The sequence below is a fragment of the Pseudonocardia sp. EC080619-01 genome (assembly GCF_001420995.1).
Lineage (GTDB): Bacteria > Actinomycetota > Actinomycetes > Mycobacteriales > Pseudonocardiaceae > Pseudonocardia.
Genome location: NZ_CP012185.1, coordinates 551,915 through 574,271, shown reverse-complemented (window position 1 = coordinate 574,271; position 22,357 = coordinate 551,915). Strand labels below are relative to the sequence as shown.

Below are 22,357 nucleotides of genomic sequence, written 5' to 3'. Positions count from 1 at the left end.
TTCTCTCGGGCCCGATACATCCGAGCGCAGCTGGATCGGTTTCGGGCACGGGGTTCTCGCCACCCAGTCCGCACGCCGCGGCGGCATCAGTGGACACCAACGCCTCGGCGGGCTTGGATCATCGCTCGGAGCCGGTCCGGACCCGCCTTGGCGAGCTGGTCGCCGAAGCAGGCCCACCACCACATCGTTCACACTGTCCGATGCGGCCATCACGTCTCCTGCGCCGAGGGCCAGAGCACCCGACCGATCAGGTCGTGGCCGTGTCACATCCCGCCGATGCCACGGCGCTGAGCAGCTGCGTCACGTCTCCAGATGCCGCCCGGAATCCGCGGTGGCCGACCAGCTGAGTGTCGTCAAGTCTTCTGGCCCCGGTTGTCGTCTTCTGCGGTGGCCCCGGGCGGGTGTTCTGCGCGGATGATGTGGGGGCTGGCGAGGGCGATCCCGCCGCCGAGCGCGGCGAGTGCCGCGGTGAGTGCAAGCGCGGTGGCAGTGCTTGCGCTGGTTGGCTGCGCCCCGAGAACGAGGACGAGGCAGCCCAGAGCGACGGCGCTGGAGACGTACTGGGTGGTGGTCAGCAGGGCGCCGGCGCTGCTTCGGTGGTCGGCTGGGGTGTCGCGGGTGCCGATCACGAACATGGTGGTGAACACGGCGCCGTTGCCGAGCCCGGTCAGGACCAGCGCCGGCGTCATCACCGCGAGCGAGCTGGTCGTGGTGATGGCGAGCCCGACCAGGCCGACAGCTCCGAGAGCGAAACCTGCAGCCAGTACGGCGGTGTCTGATCTGAGCTTCATCGCTTGTTGAGCGAGTGGACCGCCGAACGCGACGCTGATGGTGAGCGGGAGGAACGCGAGCCCGGTGGCGATGGGGTCTCGGGCCGCGACCAACTGGAACAGCACGGTGAGCAGGTAGTAGGTCGAGCCCATGCTGGCCATGTAGAGCGCGGTGGCGAGAGCGCCGAGTCGCAGGCTCGGCGCCCGCCGTAGGCCCCGGTCGATGAGAACGTGCGCGGCGCGGCGCTCGTGAGTGAGGACCCCGAGGGCCAGCACCACCGCGAGCGCGAGCCCGAGGAGGGTCTCGGGGCTCGACCAGCCCCTGTCGGCGGCCGCGGTCAAGCCGATGGTCAGCGCAAGGACGGTGCCGGTTGCCAGACTCGCGGCGCGCAGCGGGATCGGTCTTTCAGGCTTCGGGTGCTCGGCGTGGCGGAGCCAGACGATCGCGCCGATCGCGCAGGCGACGACGAGCGGGATGTTGATGGCGAATGTCAGCCGCCAGGACAGCACTGTCAACAGCCCACCGATCAGGGCGCCCAGTGCCAGTCCGAGGGCTCCTGCAGCGCTCCAGATCCCGAACGCCCTTCTCCGGTCGACGGGAGCGATGAACCGTGCCTGCAGCAGACCCAGTGCTGCTGGTTGGAGCAGCGCCGCGGCGAGTCCTTGTCCTGCGCGTGCGGCGAGCAGGACCTCAGCGGTGGGAGCCGCGGCGGCGACGGCGCTGGTCAGACCGAACAGCGCCATCGCGTGGACGAACAACCGGGCCGCGCCGAATCGGTCTGCGAGCCGGCCGGCGACAATCAGCCAGCTCGCGAGCATCACCGCGTAGGCGCTGGCGACCCACTGCGCGAGGACCGTGCCCATCTGCAGGTCCCGGTCGATGCTCGGCAACGCGACGAAGACGATCGAGAACTCAAGGGCGGCGGTGAACTGAGCAACCGATAGCACGACCAGCGCCGCGCTGCTCCGACTCGGTGGCGGGGACTGGGTGGAAGCACCCTCCCCGCCGGACATCAGCTCGGACGGCCCGCAGAACTCACAGGACAAACCTATCAACGCTCTCGACCCGAGACCACCTCTCGGCCGGGCGATGACAACCTTCACGCGGATTGTCGACTCGCCCGGGCGTGGGCAAGCCGGTAGGACTGACTGCCGGTCTCGATGATGTTGCCGGCGAACGTCAAGGACGTGCCTGGTCACCCGCGGTCGGGGCCATCCCGTCGCTTCTCGATCTCGGCCAGCGCCCGCAGATCCTCAGCCTCCTCGAGCTCCGCGCGCCGCGCCTCGTCAGCCCGACGGCGGGAGTCAAAACGTGCGTAGCGATCGTCGGCCACCGCCTTCGCCTCGGCCGCCGACACCGATCCAGCATCGCGCAACAGTGGACGCTCGTCGAAGTCGATGAACCGGTCGGTCTGGCTCACCCACTCCGACATCAGAATCGACTGGCGCCGACGCGCCCGGTCCTCGGCGAAGTCCAGGAACCGGGTGGTCAGCAAGTTGAGATCAGATACCTCCTGCTCGCTGAGATAGTTCTTGGCCACCGTCACATCAGCCTTGCCGACCCGGCCCCCCGAGAACGAGGTCAGCCCCAGGTTCGGGGCGTCGGCATCGCAGCGCATCGTCACCAACTCTGCGGCGGTATGCTGAGTAATCGCATAGATGAGCTTGTTCTGGATGGTGGCGAAGAACGCTCGCGCAGTACCGGACTCCCTGTCGTAGTCGGCACTGCTGATCGCGAACAGCTCGCGGACCTTTTGATAGAAGCGTTGCTCCGAGGCTCGGATGTCCCGGATGCGCTCGAGCAGCTCATCGAAGTAGTCTAAGCCCGGCTGCCGCAGCCGGCGATCGTCGAGCGCGAAGCCCTTGATCAGGTACTCGCGCAGCGTGGTCGTGGCCCACTGGCGGAACTGCACCGCGCGCGGCGACGACACCCGATAGCCCACCGCGAGCACCATGTCGAGGTTGTAGACCTTGACGTCGCGTCGGACACGACGGACGCCCTCGGCACGAACTATTGACTGCGAGTCAATAGTTGCCTCCGTCACCTCGCCGTCATCGAGGATCCGCCGCATGATGTGGGCGATGTTCGACACTGAGGTGTCGTAGAGATCAGCGATCTCCGCCTGCGACATCCAGACCGTCCCCGCGACCGCCCGCAGCTGGACCTGTGAGGAGCCATCGGCACTGCGGTAGACGACGATCTCCTCGCCCGTCTCCTCAGCGCTCATGACCCCGCCCCTCTCGTAGACTCGGACCAGGCCGCGACAAGCACCGCGACCGCAACCGGTCCCCGTCCGACCCAGCGGACTCGTCTAGGGACGCCCCCACGACCGTCGCCCCGACTACACGGGTGCGGCGCCCGATCTGCAGGGCGCTACCTCCGACAGACCCTCGCCACTGCTCGGAGGCGCCCGTCGCCACGGAACCCGTCATAACATGAATTGTCCCGCAACCCGGATCGACGACACCGACGCCTCGCCGACCACACACGGATCTCCCTGCGATGAGTTCTGCGCCGAGCTGATCGCGGCACGACGGCGAACCGTCCCGGATAACGGCAGGCGCATCGTCGGTGAGACAGAAGGTGCTGCTGCGGGTGCGTCCCGGCGTCGAGGCCCGCACCCACCCGGGCCTGACGACCGCCACCGCGGACTCCTGGTTCGGCATCCCCATCGGGAGGTCCTCGCCGCGGTCGGCCGGATCCTCGCGCGTCCGCAGCTGCGCCTGATCGGCCTGCAGTGCCATCTCGGCTCCCAGGCCCGCTCCGTCAGCCGCCACGAGGCCGCCGCGACCCGGATGGTCGAGCTCCTCGCCGCCGTCCGGGCCGAGCACCGCCTCGCGCTGCCTCAGCTCGACCGCGGCGGCGGCCACGCCGCCGGCCACGCCGAGGGAGAGCGGTCATCGATCCGGTCTCGTTCGGCCGCGCCGTCCGACCCGCTGTGTCCGGTGCGTGCACCGCCCACGGATCGCCGAGCCACAGCTGCTCGTCGAACCCGGCCGGGCGACTGTCGCGCGCGCCGGCGTCGCGCTCTGCCGGGCCGCAGCGACGGCCGCAGCATCGTGCTGGTCGACGGCGGCATGAGCGACGACCCCCGACCGGCCTTTTACGGCGCCCGCCACCCGCTGCGGCTCGTGGGGCGCGCTACCCGGGCCGACCTCGAACCGATGCAGGTGGCGGGGTGGCACGGCGAGTCCGCCGACGTTCTCGCCGACGCTGTGCGGCTCCCCGCGGACCTCACCCGCGGTGACGTGCTGGCGATACCGGTCTCCGGGGCCTACCAGGCGTGAAGGCCTCGACCTGCAACCAGGTCCCCCGTGTCCGGTGGTCGCCGTCAGTGGCGGGGCGACGCTGCCGTTGCTGTGCCGCGACATCCCCGAGGACCTCCTGCGCCGCGACGTCGGATGACGTTTACGCTCCCGGGCGTCCGTCCTGGTTCCCGGGAGCCCGGATCTGCCCGGCAAGGGTGACCGCGACCAGCAGCTGTTCCGGGCCGGGCCGGCCGACGCGGGAGCTCGCGGTGAGCAGGACCGCCCGTCCTCCGCGATAGGGCGCCGCGACAGCGCGCGAACCACCCCGGTGGCGGGCAGTAGCTGCTGAGAAGCCCCCACCGCTCCGAGTCGCCCTGTGCCGCCGGGCCAGCGGCCGCGGGCTCAGAGCCCGTCTATCACGGCATAGGAGATCAGGCGCACCCCGCGATCAGCGAGCGCAGCCACGCCGGGCTCGGGCACGGGCATCCGGTCAGCCGAGAGCACGGGGCCAAGATCGAGACCAGTCAGCTCGGCGATACGCGCGACCGGCACCTGAAACATGCGGAACGGACCGAGCGGCGGCGGCCCCTCCCCGCTCTGTAGCTGGCCCAACTGCGGGCTCTGATCGAGTAGATAACCGGTCGTGCCCAGCCTGCCACCGGTGACGAACCCCCCGATCTTCCAGAAAGATCGAAGAATCTGCGTGCCCCGATAGTCGGGATCGTCGTCGGCGAGCACCGGCCCGGTGAACACGATCAACTTCCGGTCATAATCGCCGGCGTTTTCGAGCAGATAGTCCTCTAAGCCGAGCCACAACTTGCGATCCTGATTGAACGATGCCGCCTGCGGCGCGGCGTTCGTGTAGTGAAAGGTGTCGGAGTTCGCCTGCTCGGCCTCATCCACCTCGCCCCACACCGGGTCGGCCCGCCGGACCATATGCCCGCGGTCCAGGTCGTTGTCGGCGTAGATCTCCTCGCCGGCCTGCTGTGCGGCTGGAAGCCGGTCGTCGAGCCGCCAGTCGTCGGAGCGCTCCAGATCCCGCAGGCGTGCACCGTCGATCGCGACGGCGGTCGCCGCAGCAAGACGGCGATCCGGCCGGTGCAACGTCGTGAAATGGGTGTAGTCCAACTGCACCGTCTCAATGCCCGACAGCGACGGCATCGGCGCTGCCACGCCGAGGAAGTCCGGATCGTACCCGGCCCGCGCTGGAAAAGAAGTCACGAAACCGACCTTAGGGGACGGGTCCCCGCGCCGCCTTGCCGATGCGAGCTGTTCGGGAACCGGACAACTCGCTGACCGCCGAAGAACATGGATCTGCCCCGACCACCTCGGTCCGGAGCAATCACCGTGCGAGATTGCCGTGTCCGACGACGACGTCCTCAACCCCGACGAGCCCTGTTTGACTCCAGAGGGCCGCCCGGCCACCTCCGCGGCGCTCACCGTGATGCGGTGCGCTCATCTGACACGGGAGCGACCCTCCGGCCACGCCCGTGCCAGGGCGGTGAAGAACCCCGGACCAGCTGTGTCAGCCCCTCGTCGTGGCACCCGGTGCGTGGGTCGAGGTTGCCTCTCTGCCGTCGTGAAGAGGAACCCTCTCGGTGAGACGTCCCCCTCGCCGCCCCTGTGCCGGCCACTGCCGTTACCGTCACCACGCTTCGATCCACCGGATCGATCACCACGGGTCAGGAAGGAGGCCGCACGGTGGGAGAGCATCAGACCGAGCCGACGCCGCGGTCACTGGCCGACAAGCTCAACCATCTCGTCGACACGGTGCACCCCGGTGACCGGGGCCCCTACACACTCGAGGAGATGGTCGCCGGAATCCGAGCACTCGGCGGCTCGGTCTCGCGCGCCAACCTCAACGCACTGCGCCTCGGCCGGGGCACCAACCCGTCCAAAGCCACGATGGAAGACATCGCACGCTTCTTCGGCGTCTCCGTCGCCTACCTCCACGACGACCCCCACAGCGAGATCACCCCCGACGAGCACGAGCTGCTCCTCATCATCCGTCGAGCCGAGATCCACGAACTGATCCGCACGATCGGCCAACTACGTCCCGAAACCCGCCACGCCCTCAACCGCGTAGTCGCGGACCTCCACACGATGCACGTCTCTGAGCGGCACTGACCCACGTTCACGTTGTTTCGAGCCCGCCCGCCGGGCATCGGCATCCAGGAACGCGACCGCCCACACCGCCCGGGACCGGCGAGCCGAGGCGCGGTGTCGAGACGACGCACACGATGTCAGCGCCCGCCACCAGGGGGCTCTGCGCGGCGACGCTCCACATCGCAATCGCGCGCCCGAACCAGCCACGGACTCCAGTCCTCGGTGCGCAGCGGCTCGGATCGCTCGACCCGCTCCGAATGATGCCCAGCGGTGTCGCAGTACCCACCCGGCGCCGCGCCCCGGGCATCGATCGCCGAGTAGGCCTGGGCGACCCAACGCGTGTGCCACTCCGCAGCCTGCGCCGCCGACCCGTGTGCGCCGTAGGCCTGCACGTGCGTCTGATGCAACCACGACAACGTCTCCCGGCCCCAGACGTGCATCGGCCAACACGGCGGGATCTGGCGCGCCGTCGGGGCCAACGTGGGCACAGCAACCGTCTCGACCCAGCCGGAAAGTGCATTCCATGCTGTCCAGGCATCCTCGGCCGAGAGCAGCGCCCACACCACCGGCGCCGACTCCACCGCCTTCGAACCCAGACCATCGCCGGGGACCTCCACCGCTGCGGCAAGCTGATCAACGCGGGGGAGGAGTTCAGCCAACACCCCCGCTTGCTCGCTGCTGTATCCGTCCAACCGCCCGGCAGCCTGCTCCAGGCTCTCCAGACGCGACGCGTGACCGCGCACGGCGGCATCGAGCGCCGCGAGCGTCCGTCCCAGCGACTCCAACCGCAGCTCGATCGGCCCCGACGGCCCTTCGCTCATGAAACTCGGACCGTAGACATGGCCACAGGCTGCCAGACCTGCCCTCCCCGAGCACCAGCCAGGACCGGACCCGTAGACGAACCGACAACACAGCAGCTGGGTCCCGTGCCCCTGAGCTGATGGCGGGCCTGCCTGTGGCCGGCCGGCACCGATGCACCACGACCGGAACCGACAGGTGCCCACGCCCTCGCCAGACCATGACCGCATCGACGAGGACGCGACACGAGTGCATCGCGACGCCGGCGGCGCGCCTTTGAGCCCCGCGCTCTCCCGCGTACCGTGAAATCGGCCAGCATGCAGAGTTTGCGAGGCCAGCCATGACAGCCCGAGCAACCGCAAGATCAACAACTGCCGACGGGCCGGACGAGAACCAAGAGCCGCCGATCCCGACACCACGGGAACTGCCCGAACTACCCGGCGACGAGATCCCGGAACTGGACGAACAGAAACCGCTGCCCCTTCCTCGCGACGACCTCACGGAGCTACCGCAGCGGACCGTCTCCCCGCACGACCCAGACATCCCATGATCCTCCGCGCCGGCCAAGGCGACCGCATGATGAGATGTCGCCCGTTATCGCCGCGCACCGGACAGCGCCGAACCATCGGACACGGCGCGACTGGACCTACATCGATCGCTCGCGCTGCGCGGCCGACATCCGCCGAGATCGCCGAGGGGATCAACCGCTGAACTGCACCGAACGCGGCGTACCGGCCTGCGCCCCCGAAGCATCATTCCTCGAGGCCGACTTCCGCGGCCTCGAACGGGCAGCCGCCTTTGACTCCGGCTCGGCCGCGCGCGCCTCGTAGGCCGCCATGATCTCGGCCGAGAGCCGGCCGCGCGCGGAGACCTTAAAACCGCTGTCCCGCGCCCACGCACGCACCGCGCGGTTGTGCTCTCGGATCTGCACCCCGCCGGCGGAAGCGCGTGCACGCGAGCCGCCCGACTGCGCACGACGACCCGACCGCCGGCCGTCGGCCCTACGGGCCGCGACGACGAACGGTGCGAGAGCCTCGCGCAGTGCACTCGCGTTACCAGAACTGAGATCGATCTCGAGCACCGCGCCATCGAGACCGAAGACGACAGTTTCGTCGGCTTCATGTCGTCGACGAGCCGCACCGTCCGGATTTGTGCCACAGGAGCCCTCTCATTCACTATTGTGGGAGACAGGCCGTGACTCTACCGGAAACTGCTGGCGCGCAACTATCCCACTCGACAATCGCTGAATCTGGGTAAGACGGGAGCCGCAGGCCGATGAAGCGACCGGCCACACAACCCGGGCGGGCGCCCGGCCGACCCGTCGACAGTCTCATCGGGCGCGCTTCCCGGCGCACACGCGCCATCACGTGGTCGGCACCTCTTCGGCCGGCGCCGTCCTCGCGTCCGCGCACGCCACGAGACGATGCACCGGGGGCTGCGACGACACGACCCGCCCTCACCATGTCGAGAACCGGACCCACCGGCCGGGGCCGAGCTCACGCGCGCCCTCGACACCAAGCACACCCCGCCAAATAGTCGACGACAGCAACACTGCTCCCCAGCCGGAACTCCGACCGAACGGTCACCCGGGTCAAGGAGCCCGTGCTCGCCCCGCGGCGAATGCAGGACCGTCGTCGAATCGACGACCCATAACGCGACAGAACGGTGCAGCAGCGGCGTCTCGGCGATGACGAGCCGGACGTCCCCGGCGGGCGACGCCCTTCCGGGCGTCCGGGACCACGTGCGGTAAAATCGCGGTGGTGATCGTGCGCGCGACCGCGAAAATTCTGTCCCTCGCGGGCCTCGAGCCAAGGTCGCTGGCACATGTGCAACCATCGCCGAGCGACTGGTACGTCAACCAGATCTGGCTCGCCCGACGCAAGTGTCTACTCATCACCCATGCGGGCACGTTGTATTCGGTGTTCGTACCCGCCGTCCGAGCATCGCAGATACGTCCTCTCGGCCTGCTTCTCGTCTCCACCATCCGAGCATCGCTACGTGCCGAAGCGCTCGCGACCGATACACTCGGCGAGCTCGACCCCGACGCCGTCACGGTCACCACGACAGCGGACCGACGCGTACTCGGCGCAATGAACGACCACGCGCTACTGGTCCGACACGTGCTCGCCGACCGAGGCATCCGTGCCGAGACCATGGACAGCGACGACGTCGACGTCGTCCATCACGCCCTGCACCGCACCATCAACAGCGTCACCGAGTACACGCCACCGATCGAGATGCTCACCAATCCCCGAAGCTGACTGAGCGCCCCGAAGACCGACGGGCCAAGCCAGTAGGGGAGCGCGACCACCGACCCGAGTCCGAAAGATGGTGAGCCGCACGATCGGTGGCGTGGACCCCGCCGGCCGGACCTCCCAGCGGCGGCAACGACATCGAGCCCGGACGACGACCACCCGCTCCACCTACCGGAACCTGCGTTTCTACCGCTCACGAGGCCCTGCTGGCAGGCAGCGGAGCGAGAGCGCCCGCTCTGGACGACCCCGCTCCACACTCCTACGCTGACGCCCGCCCGTTCTGTGAGCGGCAGCCGCCGCTCCCAGAAGGGGTCCAACGAACAGCTGCCCAGCGAGCGGCTGCGACGGCCACCGTCAGCGAGCCTGCTCCACATCCTCCGCCCTGCCGTCGGCCTCAACGGCCGCCGCGAAATGCGGGCTCCCAGATGGCGCGACCTCGGATCCATACAGCGGACTCCGACCCTGTGCCCGAGACGACCCAGCCACGACCATCCCGCCACCGCCGGGGAGCCGGCGCCACCGGAGAGCGGGACTCCGGGCCCAGGCATCGCCCCGGACCCGCTGCCTCGGTCCCGCGCTGCGGAGGAACCGGCACCACCTCGCTGCGGCCACCGACACGACACCACGCACCGTCGCCGACACGGTCGTCAACCGCACGCTACGACTGGAGACAGTCTCGTCGAAGGCAGCCGCGGGCTGACGTGCCTGAGCACCTTCGGTTCGGGTGGCCAGGCGCGGTCCCGCGACAACACCCAGCCCAGATCGGCACCGCACTACCTCGACGACCTTCGCATCGTCCGTTCACACCAGGTAAGCAAGATCGCCGCGCGCTCACGCTCCGCGCGCTCAACGCCCTGTCTAGCTCAACATCAATAGATCATGATGCGCCGCTAGCGACGAAGGGATCGGTCTCGCGGCGAGCGGCGAAGCGTCCACGCTGCGCCGTGACCGGCCTGGATGAGCGCGCGCTGACAGCCTCCCCACGGCGGTCCGCGTCGGTGTGCACCTGCCGCGGGACTCCACGATTACCGGCCGCAGACCCCGAGCCTGGGCCGACGAGTCGGCAGCAACAGGAGCGACCCGCGCGGCCGACTGCGCGTCCAGAGGGGGACCGCAGCGCTACTTGGGCCGCGACTGTCGACTCCCGGCCACGACACTCGACGTGGGCTCCGAGCTGTCGGCAGGCGGAGACCGCGCTGCCCTGCGGCGCCGTTACCACTGCTCGACGGGCCCTGCCGCGAGGTCTCACCGAGGAACAGTGACGGTCGCACGGTCGGACACGCCGTTTCGCGCCGGTGACATCAACACGTTGTGAGGGGCAGGCGACGTCACGTTTCACTCACAACGCACAAATCGCTCGCCCGTACCGCCGGTTACGCCTGACACTGCGAGCAGGGCTGCACGCCGCTGGGGAGCGGGCGGACAGCTGCCGTCGGGGTCGGGGCCGTCATCGGGACACGACCCCGACCCGACATTCCACGCCGCCCGGCCGTCCGCGCCGCCTCAGCCATCACCGACCGCAAGCCACGCGCACCCGGGCGGCCCGGGCACTGGGGAACGGGCCGCAAACATGCTTAGCCCTTGCCCCGCCCCTTGTCAGCCACCACTGCCCAACCCGTGCGACGAACGTGCCCGGACAGACGGTGAACCCCAGGCCCCGCACCGGCGACCACGCACGGTGTCGACGAGCGCGCACCAGGTCGCGGCCAGCGGCAGACCAACGGCGCCCTGCTCCCGGCTCGCTGCCAGATACCGAGTCGCAGCCGGCGTCTGCACCGACAACGATTGCGTTCCGCCGCCATGTCCATCACGCCCGTACCGGGCCTGCCGAGCCGGCCACGAACCGGACGACCCGGCCCAGGCCACCGAGGCCGGGCACAAGCATCGCCCGCGGGGGGCCGATGCCGTAGGAAGAACACCATGGCGCTTCCCCACTTGGCCGCGAACGAACGCGCCGCGGCGCTGGACAAGGCCCTCGCCGCCCGCCGGGAACGAGCCGCCGTCAAAGCCCGCCTCCGGCGCTCCGAGACCAGTGTCGAGGACGTGTTGAACCAGGCCCAGACCAACGACGCCCTTCAACAGATTAAGGTCGTCGAGCTGCTGTTGGCGCTGCCCAACTTCGGGAACCACCGGGCGACCGCGCTCATGCAACGGCTGCGTATCGCGCCGAACCGCCGCATCCGCGGCCTGGGACGTCGCCAGCGCGAAGCGCTGCGCATCGAGTACCCGCGCCCCTGATGCGTTGCCACAGCTCGGCTGCTCGGGCGACCGAGCAGCGCCATTACAGCGCTCGATCCGGTCACGCCCGAGATAGACCGACCAGAACGGGGGTCCGTTGGAGCGGGTCGGGGCTTGCGCCGTGGTGGCCAGCTGCCTCGCCGCCCTCGAAGCCATAGCGCGACCACGCCTCCACCCCGCCCGCGCACCCGCGCACCCGCAGCGGCAGCAGCGGCAGCAGCGGCCATGATCCTCAATCCGGTCCGGCTGGCCGGATCCGCGACTCGGGCGCGACCCTGACGCCGCGGCCGCTGCCTCGCACAGTCGCCTCTTTCAATAGTGAGTACCACTTCCGCTACCTCAAGCGTCGCGCCGCGGCGAACCGTCGAGTTCCTCCACCTCGCACAGTCCCGGGTTCCGGGTGTGGGATCGTGCGCTACGGCCTCAGGAGCTGTGTGGCCCGGGGCTGACTGCGACCGCGCGGTAGCGAGTCATCAAGGGAACCGGTTCCATCTCCAACGCGTCTCGGTCGGTGGCCAGCGCGAGCCCGGGACAGCGGCGCAGCAGGACCTCCAGAGCGATGCGGGTTTCCAGCCTGGCCAGACTGGCGCCCAGGCAGAAATGGATCCCGTGACCGAACCCGAGATGGTGATTTGGGTGACGGCCGAGATCGAGCTGGTCCGGGGCCTCGAACGCTCGGGGGGCGCGGTTGGCCGAGGCCAGCAGGGGAAACACGGTCGCTCCAGCCGGCAAAGTCTGGCCGTACCAGTTGACCTCGGTCGCAGTGGTAAGCGGTTTGGTGCCGCCGATCGAGCCGGTGTAGCGGATGAGCTCGTCGACCGCGCTGCGCCAGAACGCCTCGTCATCGCTAGCGGCGCGCAGTCGCGCAAGCTGGTCGGGATGGTCGAGGAGCGTGACCACGGAGTTGGTGATCAGGGTGTAGGTGGTCTCGAAGCCGGCGGCGATGAGGGTCAGCACCATAGCGACCAGTTCGTCGTCGGCCAGCCGGTCGCCCTGCTCCTCGGCTTCGATGAGCCCGGTGAGAATGTCCTCGCCCGGGGTGGCGCGCTTGCGGTCGATGATGGTGCGGACCAGCTCGATGAGCCCTCGTACTGCTTCGTCCCAGCCCTGCCGCACATCTGTAGTGCCCGAGATCAGGGACTGCACCGCGGTGCGGAACTGTGCTCGTTCGGTATCGGCTACCCCGACCATCTCGGAGATGACGGTGGCGGGGATCGGCAGGGCGAACTGTTTGCGCAGCTCGAACATGTCCTCTGTGACGAGCTCGTCGAGCAGCTTCTCGGCAAGCACCGCGACACGATCCCCGAGCCGAGCGATCGCACGCGGGGTGAACGGTTGCGTGACAAGGGTGCGCAGCCGACGGTGCTCAGGGTCATCCTTCATGATCATCGTTGCGGATGACAGCAGACGCAGATGCTCAGGCATGCCTGCGGCGATCGCCGGCCCTTGTCCGCCGGGGGAGCGGGCGAACCGCTCATCGGAGAGCACATCGCGGCATTCATCATACCGCGAGATCAGCCACGCCGGCTGTTCACCGATCGCGGCATGACCGAACACGCCGTGATGCACCGGATCGTTGTCCCGCAGCCAGGCATAGTGCACATGCGGATCAGCTAGAAACGCAGGGTCGGCAAGATTGACCGGCGTTGTGATGGCCTTCGCGGTGAAGTCAGGGGTGATGGACACGGTAATCCTCCTAGGACTTGTGATCGTCGCTGATCGGCTAGAATGATTTGATGCTCATTCCAAAGCCATGCTTTGCGGGCATATCGCACAATCGACCGGTGAGCGCTGCAGTGTGTAACGCGCTGCACGGTCGAGCTCGCCGCCTCGGGCAGCCGGGCTCCGAGCACCGGCCGCGCCGGCCAGGCGGCGCCACGGGGCCTGGGGCTTCTATCCGCTCTGCTCGTATCATCGCATGGTGGTCTCTCATCATTGCCCACTAGGTGCTGGGCGGGATAGTTCCGCGATTGCGGCGGGGGACTGCCCAGGCTTCGGTTGACTCCAGACCTGTGAGGACGTGCTCCTCGCTGGAAGGATCGACACCGTGCCCAAGCCGTTCCCGACCGAGTTCCGCCGCGACGTGATCGCCGTGGCCCGCCAGGGCGACCAGTCCATCGCCTCGGTGGCCCGGAACTTCGGGATCTCGGAGTCCTGCCTGTCACGCTGGTTGAAGATCGCCGACCGCGAGGACGGCATCAGCGCCGACGCACCCGACTCGCCGGTCAAACCCGGCGAGAGCGATCTCGAGGCGGAGAACCGCGAGCTCCGGAAGCGAGCGAAGCAGCTCGAGCAGGAGAACGAGATCCTGCGCCGCGCCACCGCCTACTTCGCCCGCGACGTGCTCCCAAAATGATGTACCCGCTGGTCCTCGATCTCGCCGCCGACAAGATCCCCGTCGCGGTGACCTGCCGGGTCCTCGGATTCTCGAAACAGGCCTTCTACCAGTGGAAAGCCAAGCCGGTCTCTGATCGCGACTACGACGACGCCCACTTGATCAACGCCGCGTTCGACGTTCACCGCGATGATCCCGAGTTCGGCTACCGCTTCATCGCCGACGAACTCGCCTCACAAGGCCACACCGCGTCCCGGACCCCGAGTCGGTCGGCTGTGCACGTTGCAGCAGCTCTGGTCGGTCCTCGCCCGAAAACGCGGACGCACCCGCCGGCCCGGGCCGCCGGTGCACGACGACCTCGTGCGCCGAGAGTTCACCGCCGCGCGCCCGAACGAGCTCTGGCTGACCGACATCACCGAGCACCCCACCGCCGAGGGCAAGCTCTACCTCTGCGCGGTCAAAGACGCCTGCTCGAAACGGATCGTGGGCTACTCCATCGACGCCCGCATGACCTCCGCACTCGCGGTCCACGCACTGCGCAACGCCGTGCTCCAGCGCGGCGCACTGGCCCCGACGGTGGTCCATTCCGACCGCGGCAGCCAGTTCCGATCACACGCCTACCAGCGAGAACTCCGCGGATTCCGACTACGCGGTTCAATGGGGCAGGTCGGGACCTGCGCCGACAACGCCGCAATGGAGTCGTTCTTCAGCCTGCTGCAGAAAAACGTCCTCAACCGCCGACGCTGGACCAGCCGGACGGAACTGCGACTGGCGATCGTGACCTGGATCGAGACCACCTACCACCGCCGCCGCCGGCAACAGGGCCTCGGTCGACTGACCCCGGTCGAGTTCGAGACACTGCTCGACACCGCCCACGCGGCCTGACCCAGCTACCGAGATCGGGTCAAGCGAACTCTGGGCAGTCCCCGGCGACCGCCCTGGGGGCGGTGTGGGTGAGCAGGTGGCCGGTGCCGTCCACACGAATGGTTTCTGCATCTCGCATCCGCCGGGCGGGGACGACGAGCCGGCCCGCTGGGAAGAACCGATCACCGGGGCCGGCCAGCACCCGGCACGGCGTCGATCTCCAGCGGGTCAGCACCGAGGCGGGCAGCGGAACGGGTGCGAGGCTGGTTCGGGCGTGTCGCGCCACCAGCGTCATCCACTCGATCAGCCGCGCGCGGTCCGGGACGGTCGCGCCGCCGTCCATCGTGTGCAGCAACCGGTCCGACCATCGCTCCGTGCGCCGCAGTGTCCATCCAGTGGCCGCGGCGAGGACACCCGGGTCGACGCGTGCCGCGACCAGACCTGCGGGCACCACCAATACCAGGCCTGCGATCCGCGGGTCCGGGTCGGCACACAGCACCACCGCCGCACCGAGCGACTCACCGACCACGATCATCGGCTCCTCGGCGAGGTGGGCGTGCACCTCTGCGAACCAGCAGCGGTGCCGCCTCACGAGGTCGTCCCCACATCGCTCGGCCGAGCTCAGCCCGGGCTGGCCAGGCAGGTCGGCCACCGTCACCCGGTGGGTCCCCGCCAATGCGGTGACAAGTCCGATCGAGGACGCCGCGCTGAAATTGGTGCCCGGCACCAGAAGCACCCGGGGACCCTCGCCGACCGACGTGAGGTGGGTAGGCCCCAGCGAGGTGCCGACGATGCGCCGATCGGCCAAGGGCAGGTGCCGGTCCAGCACCCCACGACACCAGTCCTGAACGATGCGACGCCCCGCGGTCGAACGATAGATCTGCACGAGTGGCCCTCCCGACGAACGACGGTTCCGCTCGCCGACCAGACTTCCCGGCACACCAGAAGCGATCCTAGGACGTTCCGTCGCCGGGGGCCGTCAGGATTCCGTCAAGATTGGGGCCGCCGCAGCCGGCGGCAGCCCGTCCCCGAGGATGACGCCCGTCCCGTCTGCGACGACCCCACGAGGCGCGAGACGGGGCAGTGCTGGACGGGGCAACCGTCGACTTTGCCGATGCAGGCCCGCTTGGCGATCCGTGCCCAGCGGGAGGCAGCGTGGCCGGGTCGGGCGACGACTCGACCACGTTGTCGACGCTCTGCGCGCGACACATGTCCTCGTCTGCGCCCGACCCCTTCTGCCCGGCTGGGACGCTCCTATGTCGCGTCAAGTGTGATCGGCGGTCCGGTTTCGAGCTGTCGGAAGAGCTGGCGGGTGACGTAGCGACCGAGGCAGCGGCGGATCTCGCGGTCGGTCTTGCCCTGGGCCCGTCGACGCTCGGCGTAGGCGTGGGTTGCCTGGTCGCGCCGCAGTCGCGTGATGACGACGGTGTAGATAGCGCGGTTGAGCTGGCGGTCCCCGGAACGGTTGAGCCGGTGACGCACGGTCTTGCCCGACGACGCGGGGATCGGGGCGGTGCCGGCGAGCATGGCGAACGCGGCCTCGTCGCGGCAGCGCCCGGCGTGCGACCAGGCCGCGAGCACGGTCGCGGCGACGATGGGCCCGACCCCGGTGAGGGTCAGCAGATCCGGCCGCCAGGAGATCACGATCGCTCGGATCGCCTTCTCGTGCTCGGCGGCCTCATCCTCGAGGACACGGACTCGTCGGGCGATCGCCTTGAGCGCGGTCATCGCAGTGAACACCTGCACCTGGGAGGCGTAGTGCGCGGGCCGCAGCCCCAACGCGGCGCCCAACATCTTCCGGGTGGATAGGCCGCGGAACCGGGCCCGGACTTGTTCGGGGGCGGTTACGACCAGGGCGTGCAGCTGGCGCTGCCCGTCGGTGGCTGCCTGGACGGCGGCCTGCCGAGTGGTCAACAGGACCTGCAACGCCGCTCGTTCCGGGCCGGTGCGCGGCTGCGCAAGATGGGTGCGAGCCAGCGCATCACGAGCGGCGCGGACGGCGTCGATCGGATCGGACTTCGCCCCTGCCCGCCGGGCCGGTCGGGCCGGACGGTCGAGTTCGATCACGAGTTCCTGCTGCTCAGCCAGGTGCGCCGCCAACCCGGCGCCGTATCCTCCAGATCCTTCCATCGCCCACGCCCGTGCCCCGGCATGCCGGGCTGCGAGTCCGACCAGCTCGCCATACCCGTCGGGGTCGGCTGTGACCGTCGCTTGTGCGAGGACGGCGCCGGTGTTCGCGGCGACGACGGCAGCGGTGTGGGTGTGCTTGTGGGTGTCGACGCCGATGACGACTTCGACGAGCTCTGCGAGGATGGGCAACGCGTTCTCCTTCGACCGGGACGGACGCCAGTTCCGGTCCGGTTCGGGAGAATCGGCATGACTGTGACGGGACACGCCAGCTGCTACTGGCGGTCAAGCTCCTGATCAGGCCAGCTGCTCCCGGCCGGGCCGGCAGCGAGGCCAGCGGACGGACAAGTCCCTTTCGAAGGCACGAGGCCAGTCAGATTTTGGGTCACGCCCGCCGTCTCGCCGCCAGCCCACCACGGCCGCTCGGGACCGGCTTCAGCAGTCTCACAGTCAGTCTGGGCCCGTCGTCGACAAACGGGGACGCGCTCGTCGTCGACGACCAGCCAGCCTGCTCCGGAGAGGATCACGTAGAGGTCCTCCACACGATCGTCACGGTGATCGTGGCGGACCGTTTCTGCCTCTGGCGGGAGCTCGACCTGGTAGACCTCGAACGCGCTGATCCCGAGATGGTCAGAGACTCGTTTGTCGAACGGACTGGCCGCGGGATGCGGGCCGGGTTCTGCGGACAGCGACGAGGGATCGATGATTTGGTAGCCCACCGGTCGAGGCTAGGGCACGGCGAGCGGGCACTGTTTTCGTTGCCTGGCTGCCGCGGGTGGCTCGTCCCGTCTGGCCAGGTGCATCGGTGGTCATGCTCGACGGCGAAGGCGCATCCGGTTGCCCTGCCTGGTATGTCTGACTCCCGTGCAGCACATCATCCCGCCGGAGCTGGCGGAGTTCGAGCCGCGGTGGCACTTCACGCCGGTTGTCCGCTCGCGCGGCCTGCTGTTGCTGTCCGGTTTCACGGGGGTAGGACCTGACGGCGCCGCGCATGAGGACCCGGCTACGCAGTTCGAGGGGGCGTTCGATCAGGTGCGGGAGTGTCTGGCCGCGGCGGGGGCCGGGCTCGGTGACGTGGTGGAAATGACGACCTACCACGTCGGGCTGCGCGAGCACCTCGATGCGTTCGTGGCGGTGAAGGACCGGCACGTTGTGCGGCCGTTCCCCGCGTGGTCGGCGATCGGGGTGGATCAGCTGATCACAGACGGGGCGTTGGTCGAGATTCGAGTTGTCGCCGAGGACCCGTCGGCGTAGATCTCCGCCGGGCAGCTACGTGCTGGTGATCCGCGCCCGTTCCCAGGTGTGGCGTCCGTTCGGGGAACCTCTACCAACGCTGTTGACCTCGTATGCAGTTGAGGTTCTAGCGTGCTTGCCATGTCTGACACCGGGTTTCCCTCCGACGTGGAGGAGTTCTTGGCGGGTCCGCATGTCGCGCGGTTGGCGACGAACGGGCCCACGGTGCGCCCAGTGTGGTTTCTGTGGGAGGACGGGGCGTTCTGGTGGATCACCGGGGCGTACGCGAAGCTGCCAGAGCGCCTTGCCGCTGATCCCGAGGTGGCACTCGTGATCGACACGTGTGACCTCGCCACCGGATCGGTCTGGCAAGTCGTCGTGTCCGGCCGTGCGGAGGTCGTCGCGATGGACGCCGACCGGGCGGTACGCAAGCTGGTCCGCTACCTCGGTGATGATATTGACGCTTGGCCGGAGCGGTTTCGGGCGGTGTTGTCCGACCCGGATGCGCGGCTGGCGAGACTGACTCCGCGCCGGCCGCCGCGCATCATCGACCAGAGCTTCCGCTGAACCCGCCGTCGCGTAGCACCAAGCGTGTGCTCGGCGGCGTTGGTCCGGTCGGCGGTCAGGGGCGGCGCCCGAGCTGGTCCAAGAGCCGATCCTGCTTCGCCCGCGGTGGGATCCGGCTCGGGCCTGAGCCGAACATCTGCTCGACCGTCAGCGTGCTGACCCACGCGGCGTAGGGCTCCAGCACGTGCTCGACGAGCTCCTCAGGCAGCTGGTCATCGACGTCGATAGCGCGGGCAAGGTCCCAGGCGTGGACAGTGATGTCAGCGGCCCGGTATACGAGGAACTCGCTGACCGTGATCCGCCCGGCGGGGTGGTCCACGTCGGTGGCGGGGTGAGCACCGGCGAACGCGCGTCGCTGACGCTGTGCGCTGCGTCGGTCCTCCCGGAGGGAAGCCGAGGTGCTTTCGCTCGGGGATGCAGGGGGACCCTTCTCAAGCAGCTCGACGGCCATCCGATGGCCGGCCACGACATGTTCTACAAGGTCGAGCACGGTCCACCCCTTGCACGGAGTCGGACGTGTCCACTGCGCGCCGGTGACCGCCGAGACCCGGTCGTCGAAGAGCCCCACCGCCGCATCGAGCAGCGATAGCCTGTCCATGCCCGCCAGGCTAGGTGCTGCTCGACTCACGCGTCGCTGGCTGGAGGCGACAGCGCTTCGAGTACACGGATGGCTGCGGCGAGCTCGTCGTCGCTGCAGCCGTGGAGGGCCTCGGCGATCGACGAGCCGCTCGCCGGCACCTCGGTTAGCGTAATGAACACCTTGCGCCGGTCGACCTGGCACGGCGTGCGGGTGGTCCAGCCCGCGCGCTCGAGCCGGTCGATGGCGCCCGTGATCGTTCCGGACGAGCTGATCGCGGCTGCGCGGGCGAGCTCGCGGGGAGTCAGCAGGCCGTGCACCCGCGGAGCAGCGCGAGGACCACCGCATCGACACTGCACAACGACAGGGCGGCGCGCTTTCCGCGATCGTTCATCTCCAGCACCGCCGCCGCCGTCAGGCGCATGACGGCCTCCTCCGCTCGGCTGCGGAGCTCGGTACGGGACTCGATTGTCATCGCCTCGCCTCCCCTTTAGTGTGTCGTTCAAACGACACAGTCGTTGAAACGACTAAGACGTTGCAGCGATCAGTCTGGACGTGGGTCGCGATCCGGGGAGGTGGCGTTGATGGAGCCCACGACTCTGGTCGTCGGTGGGACGACCGGTCTCGGTCAGGCGGTCAGTATCGACCGGCTGCGTCGGGGACATCGGGTGATCGTGGTGGGCCGGGACCGGGCACGGCTGACCGACCTGGTCGCGAAGGCCGAGTAGCACGCGCTCGGCGCGAGACTCCACGTCCTGGCCGCTGACCTGACATTGGTCGCCGAGACACGTCGTGTCGTCGAGGATGTGCGGGCGTTGACCGACCGGCTCGACGCGGTCGTGCTGTGTGCCCGCCACTTCCGTTCCTCCCGCACCGTCACCGGTGAGGGTTTCGAGGCGACTTTCGCGTTGCTCTACCTGAGCCGATTCGTGCTCAGCTACGAACTGCTCGATCTCCTCGGTGCCGCGCCGCGTCCGGTCATTCTCAACGTGGCCGGGCCCGGCAGCGGGGTCGATGCCATCGGCTGGGATGACCTCGGCGGCGCCCACGGCTACGACGGCGGTCGCGCTCTCGCGCAGGGTGGCCAGCTCAACGACCTGCTCGGAGTCGAGTTCGCCCACCAACGAGCAGCCCCCGCTGTCGCGTACGTCCTGCTGCATCCCGGAATCGTCGACACCGCCCTGTCGGGTGACTACGACGACGCCGATGCTGCCGCCGTGGCCGAGCTCCGCACGCGGGCGCGCCCAGTCTCCGAGGCCGTCGGCCCGCTGCTGGCCGTCCTCGACAACCCGCCCCACGCCACCCTGAGCGCGATCCGTGACGATCAGTCGATCGACCTCACTCAGGCGACAGATCCCGAGCTCGCTCATCGCCTGTTCGGACTGACCACGGCCATGCTCGCCCAGTTCACCTCGGCCCGACCCGGCGTCGACCGGCAGCGGCTGCGCCGCCTGCTCGACTCGCCGGTCTTCGCCACCGTCGCCACCCTGGCTGCGGACGGCGCTCCTCACCAGAGCGTGGTGTGGGTCGATCGTGAGGGCGAGGACATTGTTTTCAGCGTCGCCGTCGGGAGCGTCAAGGAACGCAACCTTCGCCGCGATCCCCGGGTGAACATCCTGGTCAGTCCACCCAGCGAGCCCTACACCTACGCCGCCGTCAGCGGTACTGCCACGCTTGCGCCGGACGCGGCCGGTGCGACCCTCGACCGCCTCGCGCGCAAGTACACGGGCACCGACTACGCCGACCACCACGAACAAGCCGCTGCTCGGCGTGCTCCCATGGTCATCGCCCGCGTCCGCCCCGCCCGGATCGTCGGCCGGCTCTGAGCGTCACAGTTCTCGGAGCAAACCTCCTCGGTGTCCGTTGAGGGCCCCCCTACCGGACGCTCCCGATCGGGGCTGCCGGTCGACTTCCGTTGGACTGCGGCGGTGCTGGGTGAGGAGAACGCCGGTGCTGCTGGTGAGGATGAGGCCGATTCCGAGCAGCGTCGCTGTGGTGGCAGATGCCCCGGTGACTATCAGGAGTGTCGTGGACAGCAGGGGTGTCGCGTAGCCGAGCGGGCTGAGGGTTCGGACGCCGCCATGCGACATCGCAACCGTCCACAGCCCGTAGCCGGCGGCCATGGGGCCGAGCCCGATGTACGTGGCCGCGGCCATCCCCACCAGCGGCGGCGAGGGGGCGCCGCTGATCGCTACGAGCATCGCGGCGCCGATCACGCCGACGATTGTGGCGGGCAGCAGCAAGTCGGCGACCGGGACGCTCACGCGTCCGGAGCCGAGAGTGTAGGCGGTCATGCACACCGCCGAACCCAGCGCGGCCACGTACCCCCACGTCGGTGAGGTCCCGAATGCGGCAGCGTTGTCGCCGGCGTCGGCCGCACCGGGGGAGATGAAGATCAGGGCGACCCCGGCGAACCCGACCACGGCCAAGCCAGCACCGCGCACTGCCGACCGGTCGCGGCGCACGATCAGAACGGCGAGCGCGGCCAGCACCGGCCAGCCGTAGGCCAGCACGTTCGCCGCGACGATCGGGGCCAGCGCGAACGCCGTGTACTGCAGAAAGATCGTCCCCGTCAGCCCGACCACGCCGACCACCAGCGCCCACGGACCCGCACCGGACGCGCCTCGCCCTCCTGCGGTCTGACGAGGAGAGCCCCGGTGGGCAATGAGCCGAACGGCCAGGAACACGACGGCGGCGCTGCCGTACTGGACCAACAGCAGCCATTCCACCTGCATGTGAGCCTGTGCTACCCCGGCGGCGTAGGCATTGGTCGACCACAACACCACCGCGCCCAGCACCGCCAACACCCTCGGATCTCGAACCACCCGTCCATGCTAGTTAGCAAAGTAGCTATGCAGCAATATAGGGGCATGGACGTTGTTGTCGTGGCCAAGGCGCTGGCTTCTCCGGTCAGGGTGGCGATCTTGGAATGGCTCAAGGACCCCGAGTGCCACTTCGTGTCACGGCGGGCAGGGGATCTCGCCTCGGCGGGGGTGTGCGCGTCCCTGATCGCGGAGAAGGCCGGTATCGCCGCTCCTACCGCTTCTCGACACCTCGACGTGCTCCGACGTGCCGAGTTGATCGACACCGAGCGCATCACCGGCTGGAATTATCACCGCCGCAACCCCGACGGTCTGGCACGGGCGCGGAGACTGCTCGAACAGGTATAGCTGGCACCCGTTCGGTGTCGGTGAACGATCGTTCACGAGACACCTGCCGGTGCGGTCGGTTCCTGCAG

Annotated in this window: 22 protein-coding genes and 2 pseudogenes; 12 read left to right on the top strand and 12 right to left on the bottom strand. The window is 68.9% G+C overall.

Annotated features, from left to right (window positions below; translation table 11 throughout):
• Positions 1 to 353 precede the first annotated feature (353 nt).
• On the bottom strand, positions 354 to 1,874 hold the full coding sequence (locus AD017_RS30850; protein WP_145984182.1) for an MFS transporter: 1,521 nt from the start codon (positions 1,872 to 1,874) through the stop codon (positions 354 to 356).
• 92 nt (positions 1,875 to 1,966) lie between these two features.
• Complete coding sequence (rhuM, locus tag AD017_RS30845; RefSeq protein ID WP_060577212.1) at positions 1,967 to 2,998, bottom strand: RhuM family protein; 1,032 nt, start codon at positions 2,996 to 2,998, stop codon at positions 1,967 to 1,969.
• Between the two features lie 344 nt (positions 2,999 to 3,342).
• On the opposite strand from rhuM, the gene AD017_RS35645 reads away from it, so the two are divergent.
• From AD017_RS35645 to AD017_RS37140, 3 genes and pseudogenes are all read left to right on the top strand, one after another.
• On the top strand, positions 3,343 to 3,498 hold the full coding sequence (locus tag AD017_RS35645) for a hypothetical protein (RefSeq protein WP_168172848.1): 156 nt from the start codon (positions 3,343 to 3,345) through the stop codon (positions 3,496 to 3,498).
• Positions 3,426 to 3,605 (top strand): annotated as a pseudogene (locus tag AD017_RS37605) (hypothetical protein); the annotation flags it as partial. The gene AD017_RS35645 and the pseudogene AD017_RS37605, both read left to right, overlap by 73 nt.
• A gap of 243 nt (positions 3,606 to 3,848) precedes the next feature.
• Positions 3,849 to 4,058: a hypothetical protein gene (locus AD017_RS37140; protein WP_168172847.1), complete on the top strand. Its 210-nt coding sequence runs from the start codon at positions 3,849 to 3,851 to the stop codon at positions 4,056 to 4,058.
• Positions 4,059 to 4,421: 363 nt separating this feature from the next.
• Here the strand turns inward: AD017_RS37140 and AD017_RS30830 are convergent, their stop codons facing one another.
• Complete coding sequence (locus AD017_RS30830; RefSeq protein ID WP_060577209.1) at positions 4,422 to 5,240, bottom strand: DNA/RNA non-specific endonuclease; 819 nt, start codon at positions 5,238 to 5,240, stop codon at positions 4,422 to 4,424.
• Between the two features lie 480 nt (positions 5,241 to 5,720).
• On the opposite strand from AD017_RS30830, the gene AD017_RS30825 reads away from it, so the two are divergent.
• Positions 5,721 to 6,146 carry a transcriptional regulator gene (locus tag AD017_RS30825; RefSeq protein WP_060577208.1) on the top strand — a complete coding sequence of 142 codons (426 nt, stop codon included), beginning with the start codon at positions 5,721 to 5,723 and terminating at the stop codon, positions 6,144 to 6,146.
• Positions 6,147 to 6,262: 116 nt separating this feature from the next.
• On the opposite strand, the gene AD017_RS30820 is transcribed toward AD017_RS30825, so the two are convergent.
• Both AD017_RS30820 and AD017_RS33935 read right to left on the bottom strand, forming a co-directional pair.
• Entirely contained in the window at positions 6,263 to 6,946 is a 684-nt protein-coding gene (locus AD017_RS30820; protein ID WP_060577207.1) for a hypothetical protein, read from the bottom strand.
• Between the two features lie 677 nt (positions 6,947 to 7,623).
• A complete protein-coding gene (locus AD017_RS33935; protein WP_369821717.1) occupies positions 7,624 to 8,004 on the bottom strand; it encodes an Lsr2 family protein in 381 nt (126 codons plus the stop codon).
• Between the two features lie 679 nt (positions 8,005 to 8,683).
• On the opposite strand from AD017_RS33935, the gene AD017_RS30815 reads away from it, so the two are divergent.
• On the top strand, positions 8,684 to 9,184 hold the full coding sequence (locus AD017_RS30815; RefSeq protein ID WP_060577476.1) for a hypothetical protein: 501 nt from the start codon (positions 8,684 to 8,686) through the stop codon (positions 9,182 to 9,184).
• Positions 9,185 to 11,098: 1,914 nt separating this feature from the next.
• The gene (mihF, locus tag AD017_RS30810) at positions 11,099 to 11,416 is read left to right on the top strand and encodes an integration host factor, actinobacterial type (RefSeq protein WP_060577206.1); all 318 of its coding nucleotides are present in this window, start codon (positions 11,099 to 11,101) and stop codon (positions 11,414 to 11,416) included.
• Positions 11,417 to 11,839: 423 nt separating this feature from the next.
• On the opposite strand, the gene AD017_RS30805 is transcribed toward mihF, so the two are convergent.
• Complete coding sequence (locus AD017_RS30805; protein WP_060577205.1) at positions 11,840 to 13,102, bottom strand: cytochrome P450; 1,263 nt, start codon at positions 13,100 to 13,102, stop codon at positions 11,840 to 11,842.
• A gap of 361 nt (positions 13,103 to 13,463) precedes the next feature.
• On the opposite strand from AD017_RS30805, the pseudogene AD017_RS30795 reads away from it, so the two are divergent.
• A pseudogene (locus tag AD017_RS30795) lies at positions 13,464 to 14,636 on the top strand (IS3 family transposase).
• Between the two features lie 19 nt (positions 14,637 to 14,655).
• Here AD017_RS30795 and AD017_RS30790 read toward each other — a convergent pair.
• The 3 genes from AD017_RS30790 to AD017_RS34895 all read right to left on the bottom strand — a co-directional run bounded on the left by AD017_RS30790 (position 14,656) and on the right by AD017_RS34895 (position 17,461).
• Complete coding sequence (locus AD017_RS30790) at positions 14,656 to 15,351, bottom strand: alpha/beta fold hydrolase (RefSeq protein ID WP_369822012.1); 696 nt, start codon at positions 15,349 to 15,351, stop codon at positions 14,656 to 14,658.
• A gap of 518 nt (positions 15,352 to 15,869) precedes the next feature.
• Positions 15,870 to 16,934, bottom strand: coding sequence for an IS110 family transposase (locus tag AD017_RS30785; RefSeq protein ID WP_060577202.1), 1,065 nt, complete (start codon positions 16,932 to 16,934; stop codon positions 15,870 to 15,872).
• 83 nt (positions 16,935 to 17,017) lie between these two features.
• Positions 17,018 to 17,461 (bottom strand): hypothetical protein, encoded by a 444-nt coding sequence (locus tag AD017_RS34895; protein WP_145984183.1) that lies wholly within the window; start codon positions 17,459 to 17,461, stop codon positions 17,018 to 17,020.
• A 145-nt stretch (positions 17,462 to 17,606) separates the two neighbouring features.
• Here AD017_RS34895 and AD017_RS30780 point away from each other — a divergent pair, with 145 nt between their 5' ends.
• Positions 17,607 to 17,996, top strand: a complete 390-nt coding sequence (locus AD017_RS30780; RefSeq protein WP_060577201.1) for a RidA family protein — start codon at positions 17,607 to 17,609, stop codon at positions 17,994 to 17,996.
• 120 nt (positions 17,997 to 18,116) lie between these two features.
• Positions 18,117 to 18,542 (top strand): pyridoxamine 5'-phosphate oxidase family protein, encoded by a 426-nt coding sequence (locus AD017_RS30775; protein WP_060577475.1) that lies wholly within the window; start codon positions 18,117 to 18,119, stop codon positions 18,540 to 18,542.
• A 55-nt stretch (positions 18,543 to 18,597) separates the two neighbouring features.
• Here AD017_RS30775 and AD017_RS30770 read toward each other — a convergent pair whose 3' ends face one another.
• Positions 18,598 to 19,140: a TIGR03086 family metal-binding protein gene (locus tag AD017_RS30770; protein ID WP_060577200.1), complete on the bottom strand. Its 543-nt coding sequence runs from the start codon at positions 19,138 to 19,140 to the stop codon at positions 18,598 to 18,600.
• A 26-nt stretch (positions 19,141 to 19,166) separates the two neighbouring features.
• Positions 19,167 to 19,439, bottom strand: coding sequence for a MarR family winged helix-turn-helix transcriptional regulator (locus AD017_RS35635; RefSeq protein WP_060577199.1), 273 nt, complete (start codon positions 19,437 to 19,439; stop codon positions 19,167 to 19,169).
• Positions 19,440 to 19,703: 264 nt separating this feature from the next.
• Between AD017_RS35635 and AD017_RS35630 the strand changes: the two genes are divergently transcribed.
• Both AD017_RS35630 and AD017_RS36765 read left to right on the top strand, forming a co-directional pair.
• Positions 19,704 to 19,847 (top strand): hypothetical protein, encoded by a 144-nt coding sequence (locus AD017_RS35630; RefSeq protein WP_168172343.1) that lies wholly within the window; start codon positions 19,704 to 19,706, stop codon positions 19,845 to 19,847.
• Between the two features lie 87 nt (positions 19,848 to 19,934).
• Complete coding sequence (locus AD017_RS36765) at positions 19,935 to 20,945, top strand: TIGR03618 family F420-dependent PPOX class oxidoreductase (protein ID WP_227012946.1); 1,011 nt, start codon at positions 19,935 to 19,937, stop codon at positions 20,943 to 20,945.
• Positions 20,946 to 20,948: 3 nt separating this feature from the next.
• On the opposite strand, the gene AD017_RS30755 is transcribed toward AD017_RS36765, so the two are convergent.
• Positions 20,949 to 21,917: a DMT family transporter gene (locus tag AD017_RS30755; RefSeq protein ID WP_145984184.1), complete on the bottom strand. Its 969-nt coding sequence runs from the start codon at positions 21,915 to 21,917 to the stop codon at positions 20,949 to 20,951.
• Positions 21,918 to 21,989: 72 nt separating this feature from the next.
• Here AD017_RS30755 and AD017_RS30750 point away from each other — a divergent pair, with 72 nt between their 5' ends.
• The gene (locus AD017_RS30750; protein ID WP_227012947.1) at positions 21,990 to 22,289 is read left to right on the top strand and encodes a helix-turn-helix transcriptional regulator; all 300 of its coding nucleotides are present in this window, start codon (positions 21,990 to 21,992) and stop codon (positions 22,287 to 22,289) included.
• The last annotated feature ends 68 nt before the right edge of the window (positions 22,290 to 22,357 follow it).